The 20,931-nt window shown below is 67.2% G+C and carries 17 protein-coding genes, 1 tRNA gene and 1 pseudogene; 12 read left to right on the top strand and 7 right to left on the bottom strand.

Annotated features, from left to right (window positions below):
* Positions 1 to 196 precede the first annotated feature (196 nt).
* The 4 genes from Tbon_RS11865 to Tbon_RS11850 form a co-directional block, all read right to left on the bottom strand.
* On the bottom strand, positions 197 to 1,456 hold the full coding sequence (locus tag Tbon_RS11865) for a CaiB/BaiF CoA transferase family protein (protein WP_158067898.1): 1,260 nt from the start codon (positions 1,454 to 1,456) through the stop codon (positions 197 to 199).
* 47 nt (positions 1,457 to 1,503) lie between these two features.
* Positions 1,504 to 2,670, bottom strand: coding sequence for a CaiB/BaiF CoA transferase family protein (locus Tbon_RS11860; protein ID WP_158067897.1), 1,167 nt, complete (start codon positions 2,668 to 2,670; stop codon positions 1,504 to 1,506).
* Positions 2,671 to 2,777: 107 nt separating this feature from the next.
* Positions 2,778 to 3,620 (bottom strand): N-acyl homoserine lactonase family protein, encoded by an 843-nt coding sequence (locus Tbon_RS11855; protein WP_158067896.1) that lies wholly within the window; start codon positions 3,618 to 3,620, stop codon positions 2,778 to 2,780.
* Between the two features lie 1,328 nt (positions 3,621 to 4,948).
* Entirely contained in the window at positions 4,949 to 5,860 is a 912-nt protein-coding gene (locus Tbon_RS11850) for a tyrosine-type recombinase/integrase (protein ID WP_158067895.1), read from the bottom strand.
* A 108-nt stretch (positions 5,861 to 5,968) separates the two neighbouring features.
* On the opposite strand from Tbon_RS11850, the gene Tbon_RS11845 reads away from it, so the two are divergent.
* The 5 genes and pseudogenes from Tbon_RS11845 to Tbon_RS14525 all read left to right on the top strand — a co-directional run.
* Positions 5,969 to 6,045, top strand: a tRNA-Met gene (locus Tbon_RS11845).
* Positions 6,046 to 6,206: 161 nt separating this feature from the next.
* Entirely contained in the window at positions 6,207 to 7,439 is a 1,233-nt protein-coding gene (locus tag Tbon_RS11840) for a YeeE/YedE family protein (RefSeq protein ID WP_192497957.1), read from the top strand.
* 21 nt (positions 7,440 to 7,460) lie between these two features.
* Complete coding sequence (locus tag Tbon_RS11835; RefSeq protein ID WP_225734616.1) at positions 7,461 to 7,745, top strand: sulfurtransferase TusA family protein; 285 nt, start codon at positions 7,461 to 7,463, stop codon at positions 7,743 to 7,745.
* Between the two features lie 19 nt (positions 7,746 to 7,764).
* On the top strand, positions 7,765 to 8,730 hold the full coding sequence (locus Tbon_RS11830; RefSeq protein ID WP_158067892.1) for a sulfurtransferase: 966 nt from the start codon (positions 7,765 to 7,767) through the stop codon (positions 8,728 to 8,730).
* A 468-nt stretch (positions 8,731 to 9,198) separates the two neighbouring features.
* Positions 9,199 to 9,387, top strand: a pseudogene (locus Tbon_RS14525) (thermonuclease family protein); the annotation flags it as partial.
* Here the strand turns inward: Tbon_RS14525 and Tbon_RS11815 are convergent.
* Genes Tbon_RS11815 through Tbon_RS11805 form a run of 3 tightly spaced genes read right to left on the bottom strand, consistent with a single transcriptional unit; the run spans position 9,384 to position 12,591 of the window.
* On the bottom strand, positions 9,384 to 9,740 hold the full coding sequence (locus Tbon_RS11815) for a DUF192 domain-containing protein (protein WP_225734615.1): 357 nt from the start codon (positions 9,738 to 9,740) through the stop codon (positions 9,384 to 9,386). The pseudogene Tbon_RS14525 and the gene Tbon_RS11815 sit on opposite strands and share 4 nt — an antisense overlap.
* A 32-nt stretch (positions 9,741 to 9,772) precedes the next feature.
* The gene (locus Tbon_RS11810) at positions 9,773 to 11,461 is read right to left on the bottom strand and encodes an alkaline phosphatase D family protein (RefSeq protein ID WP_158067891.1); all 1,689 of its coding nucleotides are present in this window, start codon (positions 11,459 to 11,461) and stop codon (positions 9,773 to 9,775) included.
* A 41-nt stretch (positions 11,462 to 11,502) separates the two neighbouring features.
* Positions 11,503 to 12,591 (bottom strand): TIGR03617 family F420-dependent LLM class oxidoreductase, encoded by a 1,089-nt coding sequence (locus Tbon_RS11805; protein WP_158067890.1) that lies wholly within the window; start codon positions 12,589 to 12,591, stop codon positions 11,503 to 11,505.
* A gap of 161 nt (positions 12,592 to 12,752) precedes the next feature.
* On the opposite strand from Tbon_RS11805, the gene Tbon_RS11800 reads away from it, so the two are divergent.
* The 7 genes from Tbon_RS11800 to Tbon_RS11770 all read left to right on the top strand — a co-directional run bounded on the left by Tbon_RS11800 (position 12,753) and on the right by Tbon_RS11770 (position 20,931).
* Positions 12,753 to 13,925 carry an acyl-CoA dehydrogenase family protein gene (locus Tbon_RS11800; protein ID WP_158067889.1) on the top strand — a complete coding sequence of 391 codons (1,173 nt, stop codon included), beginning with the start codon at positions 12,753 to 12,755 and terminating at the stop codon, positions 13,923 to 13,925.
* Between the two features lie 134 nt (positions 13,926 to 14,059).
* On the top strand, positions 14,060 to 14,632 hold the full coding sequence (locus Tbon_RS11795) for a copper resistance CopC family protein (protein WP_158067888.1): 573 nt from the start codon (positions 14,060 to 14,062) through the stop codon (positions 14,630 to 14,632).
* On the top strand, positions 14,629 to 16,806 hold the full coding sequence (locus tag Tbon_RS11790; protein ID WP_158067887.1) for a copper resistance protein CopC: 2,178 nt from the start codon (positions 14,629 to 14,631) through the stop codon (positions 16,804 to 16,806). The genes Tbon_RS11795 and Tbon_RS11790 overlap by 4 nt, the downstream gene beginning before the upstream one ends.
* Positions 16,807 to 16,874: 68 nt before the next feature.
* Complete coding sequence (locus tag Tbon_RS11785; protein ID WP_158067886.1) at positions 16,875 to 17,837, top strand: DUF7064 domain-containing protein; 963 nt, start codon at positions 16,875 to 16,877, stop codon at positions 17,835 to 17,837.
* A gap of 4 nt (positions 17,838 to 17,841) precedes the next feature.
* Entirely contained in the window at positions 17,842 to 18,852 is a 1,011-nt protein-coding gene (locus tag Tbon_RS11780; protein ID WP_158067885.1) for a phosphotransferase family protein, read from the top strand.
* Positions 18,852 to 19,262: a DUF6285 domain-containing protein gene (locus Tbon_RS11775; RefSeq protein WP_158067884.1), complete on the top strand. Its 411-nt coding sequence runs from the start codon at positions 18,852 to 18,854 to the stop codon at positions 19,260 to 19,262. The genes Tbon_RS11780 and Tbon_RS11775 overlap by 1 nt, the downstream gene beginning before the upstream one ends.
* A 73-nt stretch (positions 19,263 to 19,335) precedes the next feature.
* Complete coding sequence (locus Tbon_RS11770) at positions 19,336 to 20,931, top strand: acyl-CoA carboxylase subunit beta (protein ID WP_158067883.1); 1,596 nt, start codon at positions 19,336 to 19,338, stop codon at positions 20,929 to 20,931.

Here is a 20,931-nt window from a genome sequence, read left to right as displayed (position 1 = left end):
AGAGACTCCGGCGGCAGACGCCCGCTTCCAGGAATCCTCAATAACCGTCCGCAGAGGTACGGCCCGATTGGACGCAGGTGACTGGGAGGGCTCCAAGAGGCGACCGTCACGGAGACGACGCAGCTCGCGCAAAACGTCGACGTCCCCTTTAAGTGGAAACACAACCTCGCCAGGCAGCCCCTTTGTCGTCATGGCGTCACCCTCCTTGCCAATGGCGGGAGAGCCATCCGGGTGGGCCGAAGGCTCCTGCTTCGTCGAGCTCCCGGATACGGCTCGCGTCGTAGCCGAGGACCGACATCAGAACTTCTGCCGTGTGCTCCCCGAGCAACGGCGCCCGCCCACGTGCCCGAACATCAGACTTCCTAAACGTCCAAGGCGCACCGACGTGCCGACGCCGGCCCACTTCGGGGTGATCGAACTCAGTGAAGGCACCACGAGCGTTCAGTTGCGGGTCCTCTGCTACGCCGCGGTTACTCAGGGGGTTATATGCAGGAACGCCGGCAGCCTGTAGCGTCGCGACGACGTCTTCTGGAGTTCGGGCTGCGGTCCAATCGGCCACTGCTTGCTCGAGCTCAAGTTCATGCGCCTTGCGGCCCTCGCGAGTGCGCAGGTCGACACGACCGACGAGATCCTCACGGCCCATTGCTCGGGCAAGCGCTTCCCAATGAGCGTCCGACCAGCAAGCGATGGCTACCCAGCGGTCGTCGCCGAGACATCGAAATACGCCCTGGGGGGCCTCGGCCAAGTCACGGTTGCCCATCCGGTCGGGCTGGCTTTTGTTGAACACCCAATCCAGTAGACCCTCTGCTACCAGACCGATTGCCGCCTCCCATTGGGAGAGGTCGATGAATTGTCCCTCACCGGTGCGCCTCCGGTGCCAGAGCGCGGCGAGCACGGCAAACGCTGCGTGCATACCCGCGTTTGGGTCTCCGTACGAGAGTCCCACCTCGCTCGGCCCGCGCCCGGGGTAACCGCTGAGCGAGGCGAGCCCGATCATGGGCACCTGAACTGGACCGTACGCGATATAGTTGCGCTTCGGCCCCGTTTGTCCGTAGCCTGACATGGAGATCGCGATGATGTCCGGACGAACCTTCTTAAGGTCTTCATACCCAAGGCCAAGTCGGTCCATTACTTGGGCTGCAAAATTATCCGCCACGACATCCGAGCTGCGCACGATCTCTCTGGCAACTTCGAGGCCTTTAGCGTTCTTTAGATTAAGCACAACTGATTTCTTACCTTGACTATACTGGTTAAAGTAACCGGCCCTATTATGTCCAATCGTATTATCGGCATAAGGCGGCAGGCGCCTGGTTGTATCGACCCGCTCAAGTGACTCGATCTTGATGACTTCCGCACCAAGATGCGCAAGCTGCAGCGTTGCGCTCGGTCCAGCCCACACCCACGTAAAGTCAGCGACTCTAACACCAGCAAGCGGGACTTCTTTTGAAACAGACATATCGTCTTAACCTCGTGAGCGCGCGACGATTTTTCAAGAAAATTAAGCTAGTCAATGCCCCAGAGCGCGGATGTCGACCAGCTCGAGTGTTCTCCGAGTCTCGGAGCCCTCGTACTCTGCTTCCATGGGGTCTTGCTCATCTTGAACGGAGCGCCCGGGAAAGTCGCTGCGCCGAAAATTTCGTCTTCCACGGCGACAAAGAAATCGCGCTCCTGAAGATGATCGGACGTTAGCAACATCTCCATAGTATTCACAGGACTACAGGCGATGCGCTGACTCTGGAGCTGTTCGAAGGCATCTTGACAGGTGAGGTGGTTCAATCCAGCTTGAATGAGCGGCATCAGTGCATCGTTATTCTCGGCACGGAGAAGACGGTCTCCAAACATTTCCCAATCAGCCCAGTCTGGATTACCCAAAAACTGAACCAGCCGCTGCCACTGGTCTTCTTCGATGCACGTGAGGAAGAACGGACCGTCGGCCAGTTCAATTATCCCCCAGGGACCGATGGCGCGGGTTCCGAGACGGGATGTCTCGCGACCGGCATACGTCCAGTGCATGAAGTTCATCTCTAAATTGGAGGCGATGCATGCCTGGACGCTGACATCGACGTGTTCTCCCTCGCCTCCACGTTGCTCACGAGCAAAGAGCGCCGCGACAGCGGCAATTGCACCGTGCACCCCGCCCTGAAATTCGCATTGCTGCCCAAAGGCCTTGAGGGGAGGGAGTTCCGGGTCGTCGAGAGCACCCGGGCTGATTCCCAGCCATCCTCCAGCTGCGGACATGATGAGCTCTGTGGCCGACCAATCCGCCCGGGGGCCTGTCCATCCAAAAGGGGTGATGGTTACGACGATGAGGCTCGGGTACGAAGCAAGCAGCTGGTCAGGGTCGAAGCCGCGCTGGAGGATGCGACGCCTGTCACCACTGATGATAAGTACGTCTGCGTCGCGCAGGAGAGAGCCAAGAGTGCTCTCGCCCCCTGCATCCGCTTCTCTCACGACCGAGCGCTTGCACTGGTCGAGGAAGAGCTGCAACGCCGAAGCCCGGTACCCGTCGCGCTCGACGAAAGGCGGACGCTCCCGAAGAGGGTCGCCTCCAGGGTCCTCCAATTTGACTACCGAAGCCCCAAGGTGAGCCAGAAGCCGGGTTGCATAAGCAGCCGCCACCAACTCTCCCGCGTCAAGTATCCGTACACCACTAAACGGAAGCCCGGCCATCGCTGTCTTCCCCAGAGTTGCTCCAGATGGCTCTAGGGGAGCGGCCCACGCGGCCGCTCCCCCAATCTGCCCCAACTGCTGCGACCGCGGAGTATAGCAGATGCGGTCTACTCGTATACGTAATCAGGCCTGACGTTCAGGGGCGTGAAGACCGAGCTACCATCGGCGTGCTGCTTAATCCCGGTCTCGTCGTGGCCGGGGAAGATGGTTGCCTCGTGCTCGATGGCGATGCGGCGTATCTTCTCGACCGACGATGCCCACTTTCCCGGGTCCCACACGATTGGGGAGCCGACAGGCGGTGGCCCGTAGCTTTCGTGGAGGTACATTGCATCGGAGGTGAAGAGCACCCAACCGGTGTGGTTGAGGCGCACCAGCATCCCCATGGTTCCGGCCGTGTGCCCGGGGAGACTGATGAGCTTGACCCCGTCCAGGATCTCTTGGTCGCCGTAGATGAGCGTGGGGCGCTTGCGACCAAGCAGCGCGAAATCCTCCCGCACGAAAAACTGGTCCGCCTTCTCGATGTTCTGGAAGACGTACTTGTATTCGTCTTCGTGGACGATGATTTCCGCTCCGGCCTCTTCGAAGAGTCGGAGGCCACCCGCGTGATCGCAGTGGAGGTGGCCCTGAATGACGTACTTGAAGTCTTCCGGCGCAAGCCCCATCTGCTTCAGTCGAGCCTCGAGGCAGACTTCTGGCGTGATCTCGGAGACGTCAATCAGCCACTGCCAGGCCGGGAGCCATTCTTCGCGAACCTTGGTGGAAATGCCAGTCTCCCAGAGGATTAGACCGTCGGGGTGCTCGATGATGTAGGCAAGCGCTGGGCAGTTCACCCACAGCTTTTGGCCGGAGGTCCGCTCGACGTTGAGTGCATAGTTTGGATGCGGGAAGACGAGAAGCTCTTTGTCGAGCTTCATATACCCCAGGTTCGTTCCGCGGATTTTGATACCCATACTCCCTCCTTCTTCTTTGTCCGCGGGGAGCCGAAGGGCCCCGCGGGAGGGTGTCCCTCCAAGGTTGTCAGCCCCGAACCGGCGACTGCTCCGCGCATGCCTCCGGGTCCCGGGCTCCGGGCGAGTATAGAAATGGGCTGCAACTGGGGTCTGTTCCAATTTGCGACATCGAGCAAATCGATAGGCCGACCCGCAAGCCGAGTACCGCGCTTCGCACAGGGTTGCGGACTGCTAGCCCGAGCCTCACCTGGTGCGGGCGGCTTGCTGGAAGGCATCCTGGACGCTCTCGCAGCTCCTTTCCGAGAGCAACGACCCCAGGAACTGAGAACTCCTTGCCTCGCTGAGCTGCGGCTCGGCAACCTGCAGCACGTCTAGCCAGCCCGTAACGCGATATACGCCTGCGGGTCAAGCGCGCGAGCTCGGCTCGGACACCGGCAACCACCCCTCGAGCTCGCGCTGCATCCGCTTCCGAACGGCGTGGGCATTCGCCAAACGAGCTGCGTAGCCTGAACCAGGTTGACTCTGCGGATCGAAGTGCAGGTCGGAGACTAGCCGTCGTTTGCCACGACATTCTGCTTGTTCGGGGCGGTGGCGAACCAACACATTCTTTTTTGCGAAACAGTATAGACCATTTTAACTGACAGGAATACCGGGGTAGAGCAGCCTAGAGACTGGGGGCCGATTGGGCCGGTCGTTGGCCGGTTCTCGGAGCAGTACCGGCCCAGCGGTGGATCACCCCGGTGAACGCATCAGTACTGTTACGGTCACTGGGGCATCAGCCCCCAGGTCAGTGGGCCTATTGGGCCGGTTTTTTGAGGTACCACTCATTCCTCCGCGGCGGCTGTCAGGGAGCTGCGTGGTGTGTTCGGGTCGAATCTGAATCTCTTAATTCTCTTCGCGGCGTGATTCGGCTTGGCCCAAGCCGCCCATCAAAGGATGGGCCTCGTTTCGGCGCTGCCATACAGCAATGCCCCCGGCGGCACCGGAGTTGGACCAGCGTCGGACCGCCTGGACTTCGGGGATTGGACGCCAGGGTGTAGCAACTGGCGATTGCGCGCCTATGCGGATGTTTGCTGCCCAGGGAAGTCGGCTATCACCACCTGGTTGGCGGCGTCGGTCGGGCCGAGCTCGCTTGCGCCTGGGCAGATAAACTTTCCGCCGGGCTCTTCCCGATGTCACTATGCCGAATCGAGGGAGTCCGAGTTCGCTGAACGGAGATACCCTCAAGCACCTGGCTGGACTCCTGTAGTCTCAGCAAACCTCGAAAGTCATTCCGCCGCCACGGCCCTCAGAAATTCCCAAGCGGTTGCCGTCCATTCGTACCGGTCTCAGCCCTGCGCGAGTCTCCGGTCGGCCAGTCTGGCTACGGGGCTGAGCCTGCGGTGTGCTGCGATGGCCCTGGCCTGCTTCCGGCTCCTCGTGTACCTCCTGAGCATGGCATCAGATTTCCAGCCAGCGATGGTCATGAGGTCTTCTGGCCTTGCGGTCTCGTCCTCAAGGAAGTGGGTCGCGAAGGTGTGCCTCAGGTCGTGGGGTGTGATGCTGCCCCTGGTCTTGCCCTCGAAGACCGATTGGACAATCTGCCTGAGCCCGCTGGTTGTGAGCGGCCTGCCAGCCGCCGGGCCCCTCTGGGCAGTGAAGAGGTGCTCTGCATCCTGATGGGGCCTCTTCCTCAGCCACCGCCTGAGCCTGAGCCCTGTCTGGTTCGAGAAGGGGACAACCCTGATTTCTGCGTTCTTGGTCTTCCTGATGAGGATGACCTGTTCGTCCCAGTCGATGTCATCGACCCTGAGGCCGACCAGCTCGTTGGCCCTCATGCCGGTGTCGTAGAGGAGGCTGATGATGGCTGCCTCCCTGTACTGCTTGGTGCTGTCCAGCTCGCTCAGGACCTTGGCCATGACCTCTGCCGGGACGATGTCCTTTTCTGTCTCCGGGACCTTCGGCTTGCGGACCTTGGCCATGGGGTCCTCTGTGATTTCGTCTTCTTCGAGGAGCCAGCGGTAGAAGGCCTTGAGGCCTGAGTAGAGGTGGGCCACGGTGGCCGGTGCGAGCCTCTTGGAGAGTTCTGCGAGCCAGCCTTCGATGTCGTGCCTCTTGGCCTGAAGGGGGTCTCGGCCGTACCATTCTAGGAAGGCCCGAGGTGACCCGAGGTACTGATTGATGGTGTGCTGCGACTTCCCCGCTGCCCTCAGCGAGTACTCGAATGAGCGCATCACATCGTCGAATTTGGCCCGGGTCATCTGCTCTTTCCTCCTGACCGTCACGGGTTTGTGTCCAAGGGTTCCGGCGGTTTTGGAGGTTAGGCTTAAGGACTGAACCTGTCAAGGGAGTTTGGGTCACAAGAATGTGGCAGGGTAGCTCAGCCGGTCAGAGCGCACGACTCATAATCGTGAGGTCGGGAGTTCGAGCCTCCCCCCTGCTACCACCTGATTCCGTTCCTGCATCGGTTACGGCCCGAGAAGCCGCTTTCCTCCGGCAATGCAGTTTTGCTCCCTGTGTTCGTGCGGAACACCGCCCGAGGGTTCGGCCGGGCAGTACCAGCGATCGAAGTTGACTGAGTAGCTCAACTTCATTAGCTTACAGGGCGTGACAACGATCACCCCTGCCGCTCCCTCGACCGCTACCCGCCTCCCTGTGAAGCCGCTGGCCCTCGGAGCCGCGATCGCCGCCGCCTGGCTGCTCCTGGACCAGCGGGGTTTTGCCATCGGCGCCTTCTGGCTCATCGGCGTGGCGTTCGGCGTGGTTCTGCAGCGGAGCCGTCTCTGCTTTGCCGGGGCGTTCCGCGACCTGATTCTCCTCGGGGACGGGCGCCTGTTCCGGGCGATCCTGGTCGGGCTGGCCGTTGCCACTGTGGGCTTCGTGTTCCTCGAGGCGCGGCTGGCGCCGGACCCCGGGTTCGGCATTGCACCGGCCGGGCCGCACATCCAGCCGGTCGGCATTGCGACCGTCGTGGGCGGCGTGCTGTTCGGCGTGGGCATGGTGCTGGCGGGCGGCTGCGTCTCCGGGTCGCTGTGGCGGATGGGCGAAGGGTACGTGGCCTCGTGGGTGGCGATGGCGGGCATCGTCGCGGGGACAATCGTCGCCAACCGCCAGTGGGCCTGGTGGTACGACAACGACATCCGCGAGCGGACCGCCGTTTGGCTCCCGGCCGAACTGGGCGGCTACCCGGCGGCGCTGGCGCTGACACTGGCGGCGCTGGCTGGGCTGTACGTCCTCGTGCTGTGGTGGGAGTCGCGCACCCCGAAGATGCCGGAGTTCCCTGCCCCGCCGCCGGAGCCGGCCTTCGGACTGCGTGAGCAGCTGCGCCAGGGCTGGGAGCGGGTCTGGGGCGGCCACGGGTGGAGCTACACGACCGGGGCGGTCGCCCTGGCGGTCATTTCGGTGTTCGCGCTCGGGCTGCAGGTGCCGCTCGGGGTAACCGGCGGGATTTCGCTCTGGGCCGACAACGTGCTCGGCTGGTTCGATGCGGGCGCGCTGCCGCTGAAGGGCAGCGAGCTGCTGGCGGGCTGCACGCCGGGCGGGGCCGAGAAGTGGTTTACGGTGCGGACGGCCACGATGCTCGGGCTGGTTGCCGGGGCGTTCACCGCATCGGTGCTTTCGGGCGAGTTTCGTCTCCGGCGGCCGCGCCAGCGGAGCCGGTATGTGCAGGCCGCGGCTGGCGGCCTCCTCATGGGGTACGCCTCGGTCATCGCGATTGGGTGCACGATCGGGGCGTTCTTCTCGTCGGTCCCCTCGCTGGCGCTGGCCGGCTGGGTGTACGGCATTGCGCTCTTCGGGGGCGCCTGGATCGGCGTCGCGCTGATCCGGCGGCTCCCGTAAACGATGGGCAAGGAGGGAACGATGGAACTGGACGTCCGGGGGGAGATGTGCCCCTACCCGGCGATGAAGGCGCGAGAGGCGCTCGCGAAGCTGCCCGCGGGCGAGTGTCTCGAGGTGCTGACCGACCACGCGCCCGCGCTTTCGACGGTGCCGTGGGAGGGGGCAAAGCTGAACTACCGCTCGACGATTGAGCCCGTTGGCCGGGGAACGTGGCGCATCCGGCTCGAACCGGCCGAAGGGACGCTCGACCAGAAAAAGGCGCTCGCAGAGATTGCGCAGCGCGCCGCCGAACTCTCGAAAAGCTAAGGACACGAGGAGGGAGAACATGTTGGACTCATTGCGGCGGCTGCCCCTGCTGGGGCTGACACTCGCAGTGCTGCTGGCGCTGCCGCTGGCGGCGGCGTGCGGCGGCGACGATGACGACACCAATGGCGCCGGCTCGAAGAGCGGCGACACCGCAGCGGAACCCGCAGGTTACGCCGAACCGGACCTGCTCGCCGAAACCGACTGGCTGGCCGGGAAGCTGGGCGACCCCTCGCTGGTCATCGTGGACATCCGCAAGAAGGAGGCCTACGAGGCCGGCCACATCCCGGGTGCGGTGTGGTACGACCAGGTCGCGCTGAAGGACCCGGACGAGAAGCTCTACGTCATCAGGGAGAGCCTCTTCGCTGAGAAGGCCGGGGCGCTGGGCATCGACGCGAGCAAGGAAGTTGTCATTTACGACGACGGCACCGGGCTCTGGGCGACGCGCCTGTGGTGGGTGCTCGATTACTACGGTCACCCGAAGGCACGGGTGGTGAACGGCGGCTGGGCGAAGTGGGAAAAGGAGGGGCGGCCAGTGACCAAGGAGGTGCCGAACCCGACCCCGGCGAAGTTCGTGGCGAAGCCGAACCCCGATGTCATCTGTGCCCTCGATTATGTCAAAGAAAAGGCGACGAACCCTGACCCCAACGTGGTGATTCTCGACGCCCGGACGCAGGCGGAGTACACGGGCGCAGACGTGCGCGCCGCACGGGGCGGCCATATCCCGAACGCCGTGAACCTCGACTGGCAGGCCTCGCTGACGGATACGGACCCGAAGGTCTGGAAGCCGGCGGACCAGCTGCGCGCGCAGTTCGCGAAGGTCGGCATCACCAAGGACACCCAGGTCATCACTTACTGCCAGACCGGCGTGCGGGCGGCGCACTCGCTGTTCACGCTCCGGCTGGTCGGGCTCGGCAAGGGGAACAAGGTCTACGACGGCTCGTGGGCCGAGTGGGGGAATTCAAAGGAGACGCCGGTCCAGCAGTAGCGGCGGCTCCACCACGCGGATTCGCAGAGCGGGGCGCCCTGCTGAGCGCCCCGCTCTCGTTGTTTTCGGCCGTGCGGGCTTGACATGGCGCTTAGGATTGATGACGTGAGGGAATGCCTCGTTATGGCGGCAGGCGCCCTGGCACTGGTCGCTGCAGCCTGCGGCGGCGCCGGTGAGACGGAACCAGGCGCGGCCGGCACTGCGTCCGGGCAGCGTGAGGCGACCGTCGGCGCTGCGCCGGCAGAGAGCCGTTCGGCGACGCCCGCTGCCACACCGACCCCGACCGCGACGCCGACGGCACCCGGCGTCACACGTCCGCGGCCTTCGCCCACCCCGACAGCGACCGCAACCCCAGCGCGGCCGGCCGGCCAGGCGGCTGCGACGCCGACCACGCCGCCTCCGCCCCCAACGGCGACGCCGACTCCGCGTCCGCCCCAGCCGACGCCCACGGCCACGAGCAGGCCGCCTTGGCCTACGCCGACATCCCCGCCGGGCGGTTCGGGACGGTGCGACCCGTCGTACCCGACAGTCTGCATTCCCCCGCCACCGCCCGACCTGGACTGCAAAAACATCCCCTACCGCAGGTTCCCGGTACGGCCGCCGGACCCGCACCGTTTCGACAGCGACGGCGACGGCATCGGCTGCGAGAGCGGCTAGGGAGCTGGCGCGGTCTCGAGGCGATCGCCGGGCTGGATGGCGGCGGCGGAGCCGGCGGGGAGTTCGATGACCGCCCGGGCGCCGCGCGCAGCTGCCAGCCCGAGCCATGGGCGGACGCCGCGGGCGACTTTCAGGACCCGGCCGTCGCGGTCGAGAAAGACGGCGTCGATTGCAAACCGCATGCCGAGCATGTGGATGGAGGAGCAGGGCTCAATCCACAGCCCCTCGCCGGGCTCGAGCGGCCGGCGGAACATGAGGCCGCGAAAGCGGCTCCAGAATGAATCGGCGATGCTGACACGCCCGGCGACCGTTTCGCCAGTGCGCTGGTTCACAAGACGGACGGTGGGCGGCACGGCCGGAGGGTACACCGGGCGCCGGGCGCCGGCTACGGCTCGACGGCAAACGTGACGGCGTGGCGGATGAGTTCTTCGCCGCGCCAGTTGCGGCCGCTGAAGGTAACTTCGATGGCGTCACCGCGGTCGTCGACAGCGAGGAGGCCGAACTGGCCGCCGCCGGGGCGGGCGCCCTCGCTGTAGGGGCCGCCTTTGACCGAACCGCGCCGGTCGAGGGCCCCGGCGTGATAGACGGGAAAGCCCGGACCGGCGCCGCCGGCGGCAAAGCGGTTGTTCGCGCCGCTGTCCGCGGCGAGCATGTGGGCGTCGCCGCTGAGCATCACGAGGTTGCGGATCCCGTGCTCGACGATGAAGTCGGCGATTTGGCGGCGTTCCTCGGCGTAGGCCCCCCAGTCGTCGCCGCCGGCCGACGACGAAATCCACGGGACGCTGTTGACCCAGACAATAAGCGCCGCGGTGTCGCGGGCGCGAAGGAGTTCGTCGAACAACCACGCGAGCTGAACGTCGCCGAGCATGCTCTTGCCAGGGCCGTCGGGGGCGCTGGAGGGTGCGCGTTCGGACCGGCTGTCCGTGAGGATGACGCGCACCCGCCCGACGGTGAACGCCTGGGCGATGGGGCCATCGAAAGGCAGCGGGTAGTGGGGCACGATTTCGCGGTAGATGGAACGGGCGGCGTCGCGCGAGGCGGTGGTGCGGTCAGCGTCGTTCCCGCCGTAGTCGTGGTCGTCCCAGGTGTAGGCGACGGGTGCAGTGAGCCAGAGCGCCTGCTGGGCGGGCGCCTGCAGCGACCGGGCGTAGGCGCGGCGAATTGCCGCCGGGTCGTTGGCGTCGATATCCGCGTAGTGGAAGTCGCCGGTGTGGATGAAGAGGAGGGGCTCCGCTTCGCGGATGCGGTCGAAGACCTGGCCGTTCGAGCCGGTCGAGGCGCAGGCTCCGAACGCAATTGTGAAGCCGGCCGGGCCGACGGGGAACGTCCGGAGAGTGCCGGTGCGGTACCAGTCTTCGCGGCCGTCGACGGCGACGGCCCAGCGATACCGGGCGCCGGGCTCGAGACCGGCGGCTTCGAACCGGGCGACACCGGCCGGGCTGATGCGGGCGGGAGCGAACCGGCCGACGACAGCGCCATCGGATGCGGCGCGGACCACGAGGGCGAGCGCGGAGGGGTCGGCGGCGCGCGCAGGTTCCGCCAGCTGGGCGGTCACCGCGAACGAGGTCGGCGTAACGGCGCCTGCCCAGGCCCATTCGACCAGGTCCACGGGCTGCGGCCGGAGGGGCGAAGACGGATGCGTGGGACCAAGGTAGACGCCATGGATGCGGATGCCGGCGACGGTCAGCAGGGCGACCGAGGAGCCGCCCAGCGCGAGCACCAGGAGCGTCCGGCGGGGGCGCCGACGCAGCGACCCGGCGAGCGCCAGGAGGCCGGCGAGGGCGAGCAGGGCTGCACCAACGAGGACCAGATTCGGAACCTCGCCGAGGCGGCTGATGACGAGGGCGGCCCAGGCGGCCGCGAGAGCGATGAGACCTGCAGCCAACCCGGACCGGGGCGTGAGCACGGCGCCGGCGAGGCCGAGGAGCGCCGCCCAGTTGAGCGCCGAGGCCTCCCAGGGGCGTTCGATGAGGGCGAACTCGCCGGCGCGGTCGAAGGCGGCGAAGGCGAGCGCCGCCGCGCCCGCCAGGGTGAGCAGCGCTGCACCGGCCCGCCGCCAGGATCGCGTGGGCATGCACCGATCCTACGCGGCAGGCGCCGGGCCGGGATGGGCCGTCAGGCGGTCACCTTCGGCCGGTCGGGGATGGCGGAGAGGTCCTCGAGGCCGCGGGGGACGCGGGGCACCTGCACCTTCCTCACCTGCTCGATGATGTACTTCGCGCGCTCGCGCTGCTCAGGGGTGGAGGCTCGCAGGGGCAGCGTGATGCGCGAGGCGTATTCGCGATGGTTGGCCACGAACTCCGGCAGTTTGTCGTAGGTGGAGGTCTGGGCAAAGACGCGGAGGACATCCTCGGGGATGACGCGCTGCATCTCGTCCCATTTGCCCTGCAGAGAGAGCTCGTGCAGCTGCATGCCCAGGCTCTTCAGGCCATGGACCTCGAACACCTCGTGGTAGGAGCGGGTTGACCCGTAGAACGAAATCGGCTGGCGGAGGCGTTCGAGCCCCTGCTCGATCTCCGACTCGGTCTCGCCGAAGACCGTGAAGCCGCCGCCGGCAATTTCGATGTCCTGCCAGGTTCGCCCGGAGCGCTTCAGGCCGATGGCGACGTTCGGGAGGACCACTTCGCGCATGTACTTGTCGGTCATGAAGCCGTGGGGCATGACAACGTCGGCGACTTCGCCGGCCACGCGGGCCATCGCGTCGCCGACGCAGGCGAGGCCGACCTTGGGGCGGGGGTAGGGGATGGGCCCCGGATTAAAGTTCGGGGTCATGAGCGTGAAGTGGTAGTACTTCCCGATGAACTCCGGCTTTTTGCCGTCCTGGAAGGAGTCCCAGACGGCGTGGAGCATTTTGATGTACTCCTTCATCCGGGTGGCCGGGGCGCCGGGCCAGTCGACGCTGAAGCGGTGCTGGTTGTGCCCCTTGACCTGCGAGCCGAGGCCAAGCACGAAGCGGCCCTTGCTGAGGTGCTGGATATCCCAGGCTTCCATGGCGAGCACCGTGGGGCTCCGGGGGAAGGCGATGGTGACGCTCGTCTGGATTTCGAGCTTTTCGGTGGTGTAGGCGGCGAGGGTAGCCGCGAGGATGGAGTCGTGCTGGGTTTCCGGGGTGCTGGCGAAGTCGTAGCCGAGCTCTTCGGCGTGGCGCGCCTGGTCGGGGACAGCGGTGAGCCAGGTGCCGCCGAATCCAGAACCAACTTTCATGGCGGGCGTCCTTTCGTTGGGGTGCGAATGCGTGCGCAGTCTACGCGCCGGGGAACGCGGCTGCACGGCGTTTGCGTGCCGCCGATGACCTTTCCCTTTACGTCAGGGTTGCCGTTTGCTAGTGTTCGCGCAGCCCCTCAACGACACGGCAGGAGAAGGCGATGGACTTCCGAGACACCCCCGAGCAGGCGGCATGGCGCGCCGAAGTGCGCGAGTTCCTGGAGAAGGAGCGGCCGAAGATCGACCCGGATGCGAACCCGATGGAGCTGGCACGCGAGCGGGGCGGCGTGCTGAAGGAGTGGCGCGACAAGCTCGCGAAGAAAGGGTGGATTGCGCCAGCCTGGCCGAAGGAGTACGGCGGCGCCGGGCTCGGCGTCATGGAACAGTTCATCATGAACGAGGAGTTCGCCGAGGCGCGGGCGCCGCAGGTCGGGGGCATGGGCGTTTCGATGATCGGCCCCACGCTCATCATCCACGGCAACGAGGAGCAGAAGCGGGAGCACCTTGGGGCCATCCTGCGCGGCGAAGTGCAGTGGTGCCAGGGCTACAGCGAGCCCGGCGCCGGCTCCGACCTTGCCAGCCTGCAAACCCGCGCAGTCCGCGACGGCGACGATTTCATCATCAACGGGCAGAAAATCTGGACGTCGGGGGCGCATAACGCGGACTGGATGTTCATGCTGGCCCGGACGGACCCGGACGCGCCGAAGCACCGCGGGATTACCTATTTCCTCGTTGATATGAAGAGCCCGGGGATCACCGTACGGCCGCTCATCAACATGGCGGGCGGGCACCAGTTCAACGAGGTGTTCTTCGAGGATGTGCGGGTGCCCGTGCGGAACGTCGTCGGCGAGATCAACCGCGGGTGGTACATCGGGACCACGACGCTCGACTTCGAGCGCTCGTCGATCGGGAACGCAGTGGGCCAGCGGCAGACGCTGGAGTACTACCTGCGATTCTGGAAGGAGCACCGCGGTCAGCCGGTAACGGCGAGCGCGAGCGCCGCCTTCGCTTCCGAGTTCGCGGACCGGTGGATCGAAGCCGCGACGGCGAAGATGCTGAGCTACCGGGTGATCAGCATCCAGGCGGCGGGCCGCGTGCCGAACCACGAAGCCTCAATCGCAAAGCTGTTCAACACCGAGCTGAGCCAGCGGATTGCACGGACCGCGATGAAGCTGCTCGGGACCTCGGCGCTGCTGACCGGCAGGGAGGCGCCGATGAAGGGCCGCGCCCCGGGCAGCTATCTGCAGACGGTGTCGTCAACCATCGCGGGCGGGACGAGCGAGATCCAGCGGAACATCATCGCGACCCGCGGGCTGGGCCTGCCGCGCGGCTGACCGGCGCATCACGCGCTTCCCCTTCGGCCGGCCCGGCGAGCTCGCCGGGCCGGTCCGCCAGGAGCGGGTCAAGACAGACGCAGGTGTCCGCCGGTTCGCTTGTGCAGCGGTACCGTGGGCCTAGACTGGTGGCTATGCGATGGCTTGCGGCTGCGGCTGCCGGCCTCACTGCCGTTGGGTGGTTCGCTGCGGCGTTCGCACACGCGGAGCCAGAGCGTGCGAGCCCGGGCGACGGAGCGGTGCTGAACGCGCCGCCGGCCGAGGTCGTCCTGGTCATGACCCAGGAGATGGCCAGGCAGGCGGGTGCGAACGACATCGACGTGTACGATGCCGGCGGGAACGAGGTCACGCGCGAGCCAGCGGTCATCGACCCGAACGACCGTCGGCGGCTCAGCGTGCGGCTGCCGGCCGACCTGCCGCCGGGCGAATACACCGTGCGGTGGCGGACGCTGAGCGCGGACGACGGCGACACGGCCACCGGAGAGCTCCGCTTCCGGGTCGACCCCGCGGCCGCGCCGAGCCCGGGGCGGGAGCTGCTGAAGGAGACGCTGCTGGGAGGCGGGCCGGCCGCTCCGGCGGGGGTGACCGGCATCTCCGCAGCCGGGGGGAGCGGCGAGGTGGGCTGGGTGCTGGTTGCCGCGGTCGGCGGTGGGCTGTTCGTGGTCGGACTGGGCGCGGGCGTGGTGCTCAGCAGGCGGGGGGAATGAGGCGGGGAACCCTGGCGCTGCTCCTCGCGGTGCTGGCGGCCGTTGCCCTCTGGCCGCCGGGCGGCCAGCCGGCTGCGGCGCATGCGGCGCTGCGCTCCTCGGAGCCGGCCGCAAACGCCTTCCTGCGGCAGCCGCCAAAGGAAGTCATCCTCGACTTCACGGAGCCGATCGACGGGCGGGCGAGCCGCATCCGCCTGCTCGACGCCACGGGACGCGAAGTCGCCATCGGCGACACCGTGGTGACCGGGTCGCGGATGCGCGCGACGCTGCCCGCGCTCGAGCCGGGCATCTACAACGTCGTCTGGAACAACGTGTCGCTGGTGGACGGGCACGCACTCTCGGGGTCGTACCCGTTCACGGTGCTGAACCCGGACGGCTCGGTGCCTGGGGGCACGAACCTGGTCCGCGGCGGGAGTTCGAGCGCCGACCGGCTGGGCCGGGCCGATGGGACGGCGGTGCGGTCCCTGGCCCTGCTCGGATTGATTCTCCTGGCGGGAGCGGCGACGGTCACGCTGCTCTGGCCCGAAGCCCCGGCCGGCGCCCGGCGGGGACTGCGCGGAGCGGCGCTGCTCGGGGCAGGTGCGGCGATCGGGGCGGCCGGACTCAGCCTCGCCCTTCTGCTGGACACGTACAGCGGCCTGCCGGCGGCCGAGGCGATCGTCGACACCCGCTTCGGGCGGTACTGGCTGGCGTGGGCCGCGCTGGCGGCTGCCGCCGGGGCTGTTGCTGCGCTGCATTCACGGCACCCTCGGGCCGCGTCGTGGGCTCTGCTGGGCGCGGTCGGCGGGTCGCTCTGGACGTTCACGGCGACGAGCCACGCGGCCGCGGTCCCGGGGAGCGGCTGGGCGATGGCGATCGACGCGGCGCACGCCGGCGCTGCCGTGGCCTGGCTGGGGGCGGTTTCAGGGGCGGTCGTTGCCGCCGGGTTCGGGCAGCGGCATGCTCCGTGGCGCGCGCTGATGCGCCGGTTCACGCGGCTGGCCTCGGCGATGGTGTTCCTCCTGCTGGCGACCGGCCTCCTCGGGGCGCTGGTCCACATCGACAGCACGGCCAAGCTTACGGAGACGCGCTACGGGCTCGTTCTGCTGGCGAAGCTCGCGCTGATCGTCCCGCTGCTCGGAATCGCGCTGTACAACGCCCGGCGGGGGCGCGTGCGGCTGATGGAGGAGCGGCGGGGTGAGCCGCGGGGGTTCATGCTGACTGCGGCGGCGGAGCTGGCGGCCGGGTTGCTGGTCGTGGGCGCCGCCGCTCTGATGAGCCAGACCACGACCAGCCGCTCAATCGTCATCGAGCCGGAGCGCCGGCCGTTCGAGATGACCGCGCCTGCGAACGACCTCCGGGTGACGCTCTCCATCCACCCGAACCAGACCGGGCTGAATACGTTCCGCGTACGGCTCGCCGGTGCCGGCGGAGCACCCGCAGCGGCGCAGTTCGTACGGCTGTCGTTCCGGTACCAGGAGGACCAGTCGCTCGGCCCATCGACGCTGGTGCTCTCGCCCGACGGGCCGGGGGAGTTCAGCGGACAGGGGCCGTACCTCCCGCTCGAAGGGAGATGGCGGGTGGAGGTCGAGGTCCGGCGGGCGGATGCAGACGACGCGCGGACGTTCTTCGACGTCCGGCCGTCCGGGGCGTTTGCGGGCGGCAGCGCCACCACGGGCGGCCGGTGGGCGCTGCCGACGGCGGGGCTGAGCTGGAACCAGTTCGGCGGGCTCGTGCTGCTGCTGGCCGGGCTGGGCGCTGCGCTGGCCCGGGGGGAGGCGCGGCGGCTCCACCGGATTGCCGGCCGGGCGGCGAGCACGGGCACGCTGGCGGGTTTCGGGCTCGGCGTGCTGCTGCTGTTCGGCGTGCATGCCCACGAGCCGCAGGCCGGCCTGCCGAGCAACCCCGTCTTTCCCGATGCGGACTCGATTGCGAAGGGCCGGGCGCTGTACGAGGCGAATTGCATCGCCTGCCATGGCCGGACCGGCGTCCCGCCCCCGGGACTGAACCTGAACCCGTATCCGCTCGACCTCACGGTGCACGTGCCGCAGCACCCGGACGGGCAGCTCTACCGGTTCATCGCGAACGGCATCCCCGGTACAGCGATGCCGGCGTGGAAAGAGCAGGGGATGACCGACGAGGAGATCTGGCACCTCGTGAACTACCTGCGGACGCTGGCGCCGGTTACGCAGTAGGAGCGGGCCGGCGGCGGCTCCGGTATGATCCGCCTTCGCCGGGAGACAGCACCGGCAGGAGGCAGCGCATGGTTACCATCGTCGGCAACGTCAAGCCGGAAGACGACTACACTCACCCCCTCGGCCCCGAGGAGAACTTCAACGAGTCGGTCTACTTCAACTTCTTCGACCGCCAGCAGCAAATGGGCGGGTTCCTGCGCATCGGGAATCGCGCCAACGAGGGCTACGCCGAGGTAACCGTGATTGTGTACCAGCCCGACGGCTCGGCGCTGTTCAACTACAAGCGGCCCCAGATTTCGAGCAACGAGGGATGGAACGCCGGCGGGCTGAAGGTGGAGGTGCTCGAGCCGGGCGAGCGGCTGCGCACGACGTATGAGGGCTCGGTGGTCTACCTGAAGGACCCGCGGGAGATGCGGGAGCCGAGCGTGGCGTTCAAGGAGAACCCGCATAAGCGGATTCGGCTGGACCTGGTGCACGAGGGCGTCGGACCGATCTACGGGCACGTGGCCGAGCCGGGCGGAGCCGGCGCGCAGAACGAGTTCGCGCGGGCGCACTACGAGCAGCACATGCGGGTCACCGGGACGCTGCAGGTCGAGGACGGGCCGGTGCTCCAGATCACGGGGCACGGGCTGCGGGACCACTCCTGGGGGCCGCGGTACTGGCAATCGACGCCGAGCTACCGGTGGATTACGGGGAACTTCGGCGACGACCTGGGCATGGTCCTCTCGATTGTCGGCGACCGAATCGGCGGGGTGTTCCACAAGGGCCCGGACACCATCATCCCGGTGAAGCAGATCGACCTCGAGACGGAGTACGAGGAGAACACGAACTACCACAAGGCACTTCGTGCGACGGTAACGCTGGCGAACGGCGAGACCCACCGGGTGGAGGGCACGGTTCGCGGGTTCATCCCGCTGCGAAACCGCCGGGCCGGGAAGTTCACCCACATCGGCGAGGGGATGACGGAGTACCTCCTCGACGGCGAGCGCAAGGGCTACGGCCTGAGCGAGTACCTCGACCAGGTCGAGTAGGGCCGTGCAGAAGGAGGAGGTCCAGCAGGGGCTGGAGCGGTTCATCGCCGCACGGACGGGCGGCCCGGTCACGGTGTCGAACCTGGCCCGGCTCTCGGGCGGCGCCTCCCGGGAGACGTGGTCGTTCGATGCGGACACGCCGCAGGGGCGCATCGAGGGCATCCTCCGTGCAGACCCGGTGCCGGGCGCGCCGACCATCCCCGGGAGGGAGCTGGAGTACCACCTGATTAAAGCCGCGTGGAATGCCGGGGTCACCGTGCCGGAGCCACTCTGGGACGGGGATGACACGTTCCCGGTGAAGTTCTTCGTGATGCGGCGGGTGCCCGGGGAGACGCTGGGCGCGCGGCTCATCCGGGGGGAGCAGTACGCGAAGGCGCGCGAGGTGGTGCCGTACCAGCTGGCGCGGGACCTCGCACGGATCCACGCGATTCGGGAGGCCGACCACCCCGAGCTGGCGGGGCTCGAACGGCCACCGGAGGGGAAGACCTCGGCGGAGGCGCAGCTCGACCACTACGAGACCAGCTACCGGACGGCTGAACTCGACCCGCATCCGGTGTTTGAGCTGGCCATCCGCTGGCTCCGGCAGCACCTGCCGCCGCCGTCGGAGCTGGTGCTGGTCCACGGCGACTTCCGGCTGGGGAACTTCATCTTCGACGAGACCGGGGTGAAGGGGATCCTCGACTGGGAGCTGGCGCACTGGGGCGACCCGATGGAGGACCTCGGGTGGCTGGCGGTGAAGTCGTGGCGGTTCGGCGGCAGGCTGCCGATCGCCGGTGTCGGCACGCGGGAGGCGTTCATCGAGGCGTACGAGGCAGCCGGCGGCCGGAAGGTGAACCGGCAGCATTTCCTCTGGTACGAGATGTTCGGGAACCTCAAGTGGGGCGTCATCACGATGACGCAGGCGGCCACCTACCTCACCGGGCGGAGCCGGAGCGTCGAACTGGCGGCTATTGGGCGGCGGACGGCAGAGACGGAGATTGTGCTGCTCGAGCTGCTCGAAGGGAGGTGGGACTGATGCAGGATCGGCCGACGATCGACGAGCTGCTGGAGGCGGTCGCGGGGTATCTCCGGGACGACGTCATGCCGAACACACAGGGGCGGCTGAGCTTCCATGCCCGGGTTTCGATGAACGTCATCGAGATGCTCCGGCGCGAACTGGCGACGATGGAGGACCACCTCGCACGGGAGTGGGACGGCCTCGACCACCTGCTCGGCATCGAGCCGATGCCGCCGAAGCTGGCGGCCGTGCGGGAGGCGCTGATGCGGCGAAACGAGGCCCTCTGCGAACGCATCCGGAAGGGCGAGGCTGACGAGGGCCCCTGGCGGCTGGCGGTGCTCAGCCACCTGCGACGGGTAACCCTCGACAAGCTGGAGGTTTCGAATCCAGGGCTGGCGGCCGAGTATCGCGAGCCGGGCGACGGCTGACCGGCCCCCGCGCGGGGGCCGTCCGGCCGTCCCGCCTGGCTTACCGATCGGTACACTCCGCCGAGGCAGCACCATGCAGGTACTCAGGTCACGCATCGACACCAGACAACCGGCATTCCAGCAGAACCGTGAGCAGATGCTCGGGCTACTGGCGGAAATTGACCAGCAGCTGGCGACCGCACGGGCCGGCGGGGGCGAGAAATACGTCGCCCGGCACCGGGCGCGGGGACGGCTCCTGCCGCGGGAGCGGATCGAGCTGCTGATCGACCAGGATTCTGCGTTCCTCGAGCTATCGCCGCTGGCAGGCTGGGGAAGCGAGTACACCGTGGGCGGGAGCATCGTCACCGGGATCGGCGTGATTTCGGGCGTCGAGTGCATGATCCAGGCGAGCGACCCGACGGTGCGCGGCGGGACGTCGAATCCGTACACCGTGAAGAAGACGCTCCGCTCCTTCGAAATCGCGCGGGCGAACCGGCTCCCGGTCATTCAGCTGACGGAATCGGGCGGAGCCGACCTGCCGCGGCAGGCAGAGATCTTCGTGCCGGGCGGGCGGACGTTCTTCGAGATTACGCGGCTTTCGGGCGAGCGGATCCCGACGGTGTCGATTGTGTTCGGCAACGCGACGGCCGGCGGCGCCTACGTCCCGGGGATGTCGGATTACACGGTGTTCATCCGGGGGCAGTCGCATGCGTTCCTTGGGGGGCCGCCGCTGGTCAAGATGGCGACCGGTGAGGATGCCGAGGAGGAGTCGCTCGGCGGCGGGGAGATGCATGCGCGCGTCTCCGGCCTGGCCGACTTCCTCGCGGACGACGAGTACGAGGCGATCGGCATCACGCGCGACCTGGTCGAGAGCTGGAGCTGGAGGAAGCTGGGGCCTGCGCCGACGGAGCCGCCCGATGACCCGGTGCACGACCCGGAGGAGCTGCTCGGGATCGCTTCGGTGGACCTGCGGGTGCCGTTCGATGCCCGGGAGGTGATTGCCCGGGTGGTCGATGGCTCCCGCTTCCACGAGTTCAAGCCGCTGTACGGCGAGCAGCTCATCACGGGGTGGGCGTCGCTGCACGGCTACCGGATCGGCATCCTCGCGAACAACGGCATCCTCTTCTCCGAGGAATCGGAGAAGGCCGCGCAGTTCATCCAGCTCTGCAACAAGCTCGATATTCCGCTGCTGTTCATGCAGAACGTCACGGGCTACATGGTCGGGACGGTCTATGAGCAGCGGGGGATCATCAAAGACGGGGCGAAGATGATCAACGCGGTCACGAACTCGAAGGTGCCGCACATCACGCTGATGATCGGCGCTTCGTACGGCGCCGGGAACTACGGGATGGCCGGGCGGGCCTACGACCCGCGATTCGTCTTCACGTGGCCGAACCACCGGATTGCCGTGATGGGCCCGAAGCAGCTGGCCGGCGTGATGTCGATCGTGCAGCGGCAGGCGGCGATGGCGGCCGGCATCCCGATCGACGAAGAGCGAGACGCAGCCATGCGGGCAGCCATCGAAGCGCAGATCGAGCGGGAGTCGACGGCGCTGTTCGCCACGGGGCAGCTGTGGGACGACGGGATTATCGACCCGCGGGATACCCGGACCGTCCTCGGCATTGCGCTCTCAGCCATCCATTCGAACGTCGTCCGCGGGACGGACTCGTTCGGCGTGTTCAGGATGTGA

The sequence above is a fragment of the Tepidiforma bonchosmolovskayae genome (assembly GCF_008838325.1).
In the GTDB taxonomy this organism is placed as follows: domain Bacteria; phylum Chloroflexota; class Dehalococcoidia; order Tepidiformales; family Tepidiformaceae; genus Tepidiforma; species Tepidiforma bonchosmolovskayae.
Note: the sequence above shows the minus strand (reverse complement) of the source record. Positions and strands in the feature narration are given on the sequence as shown.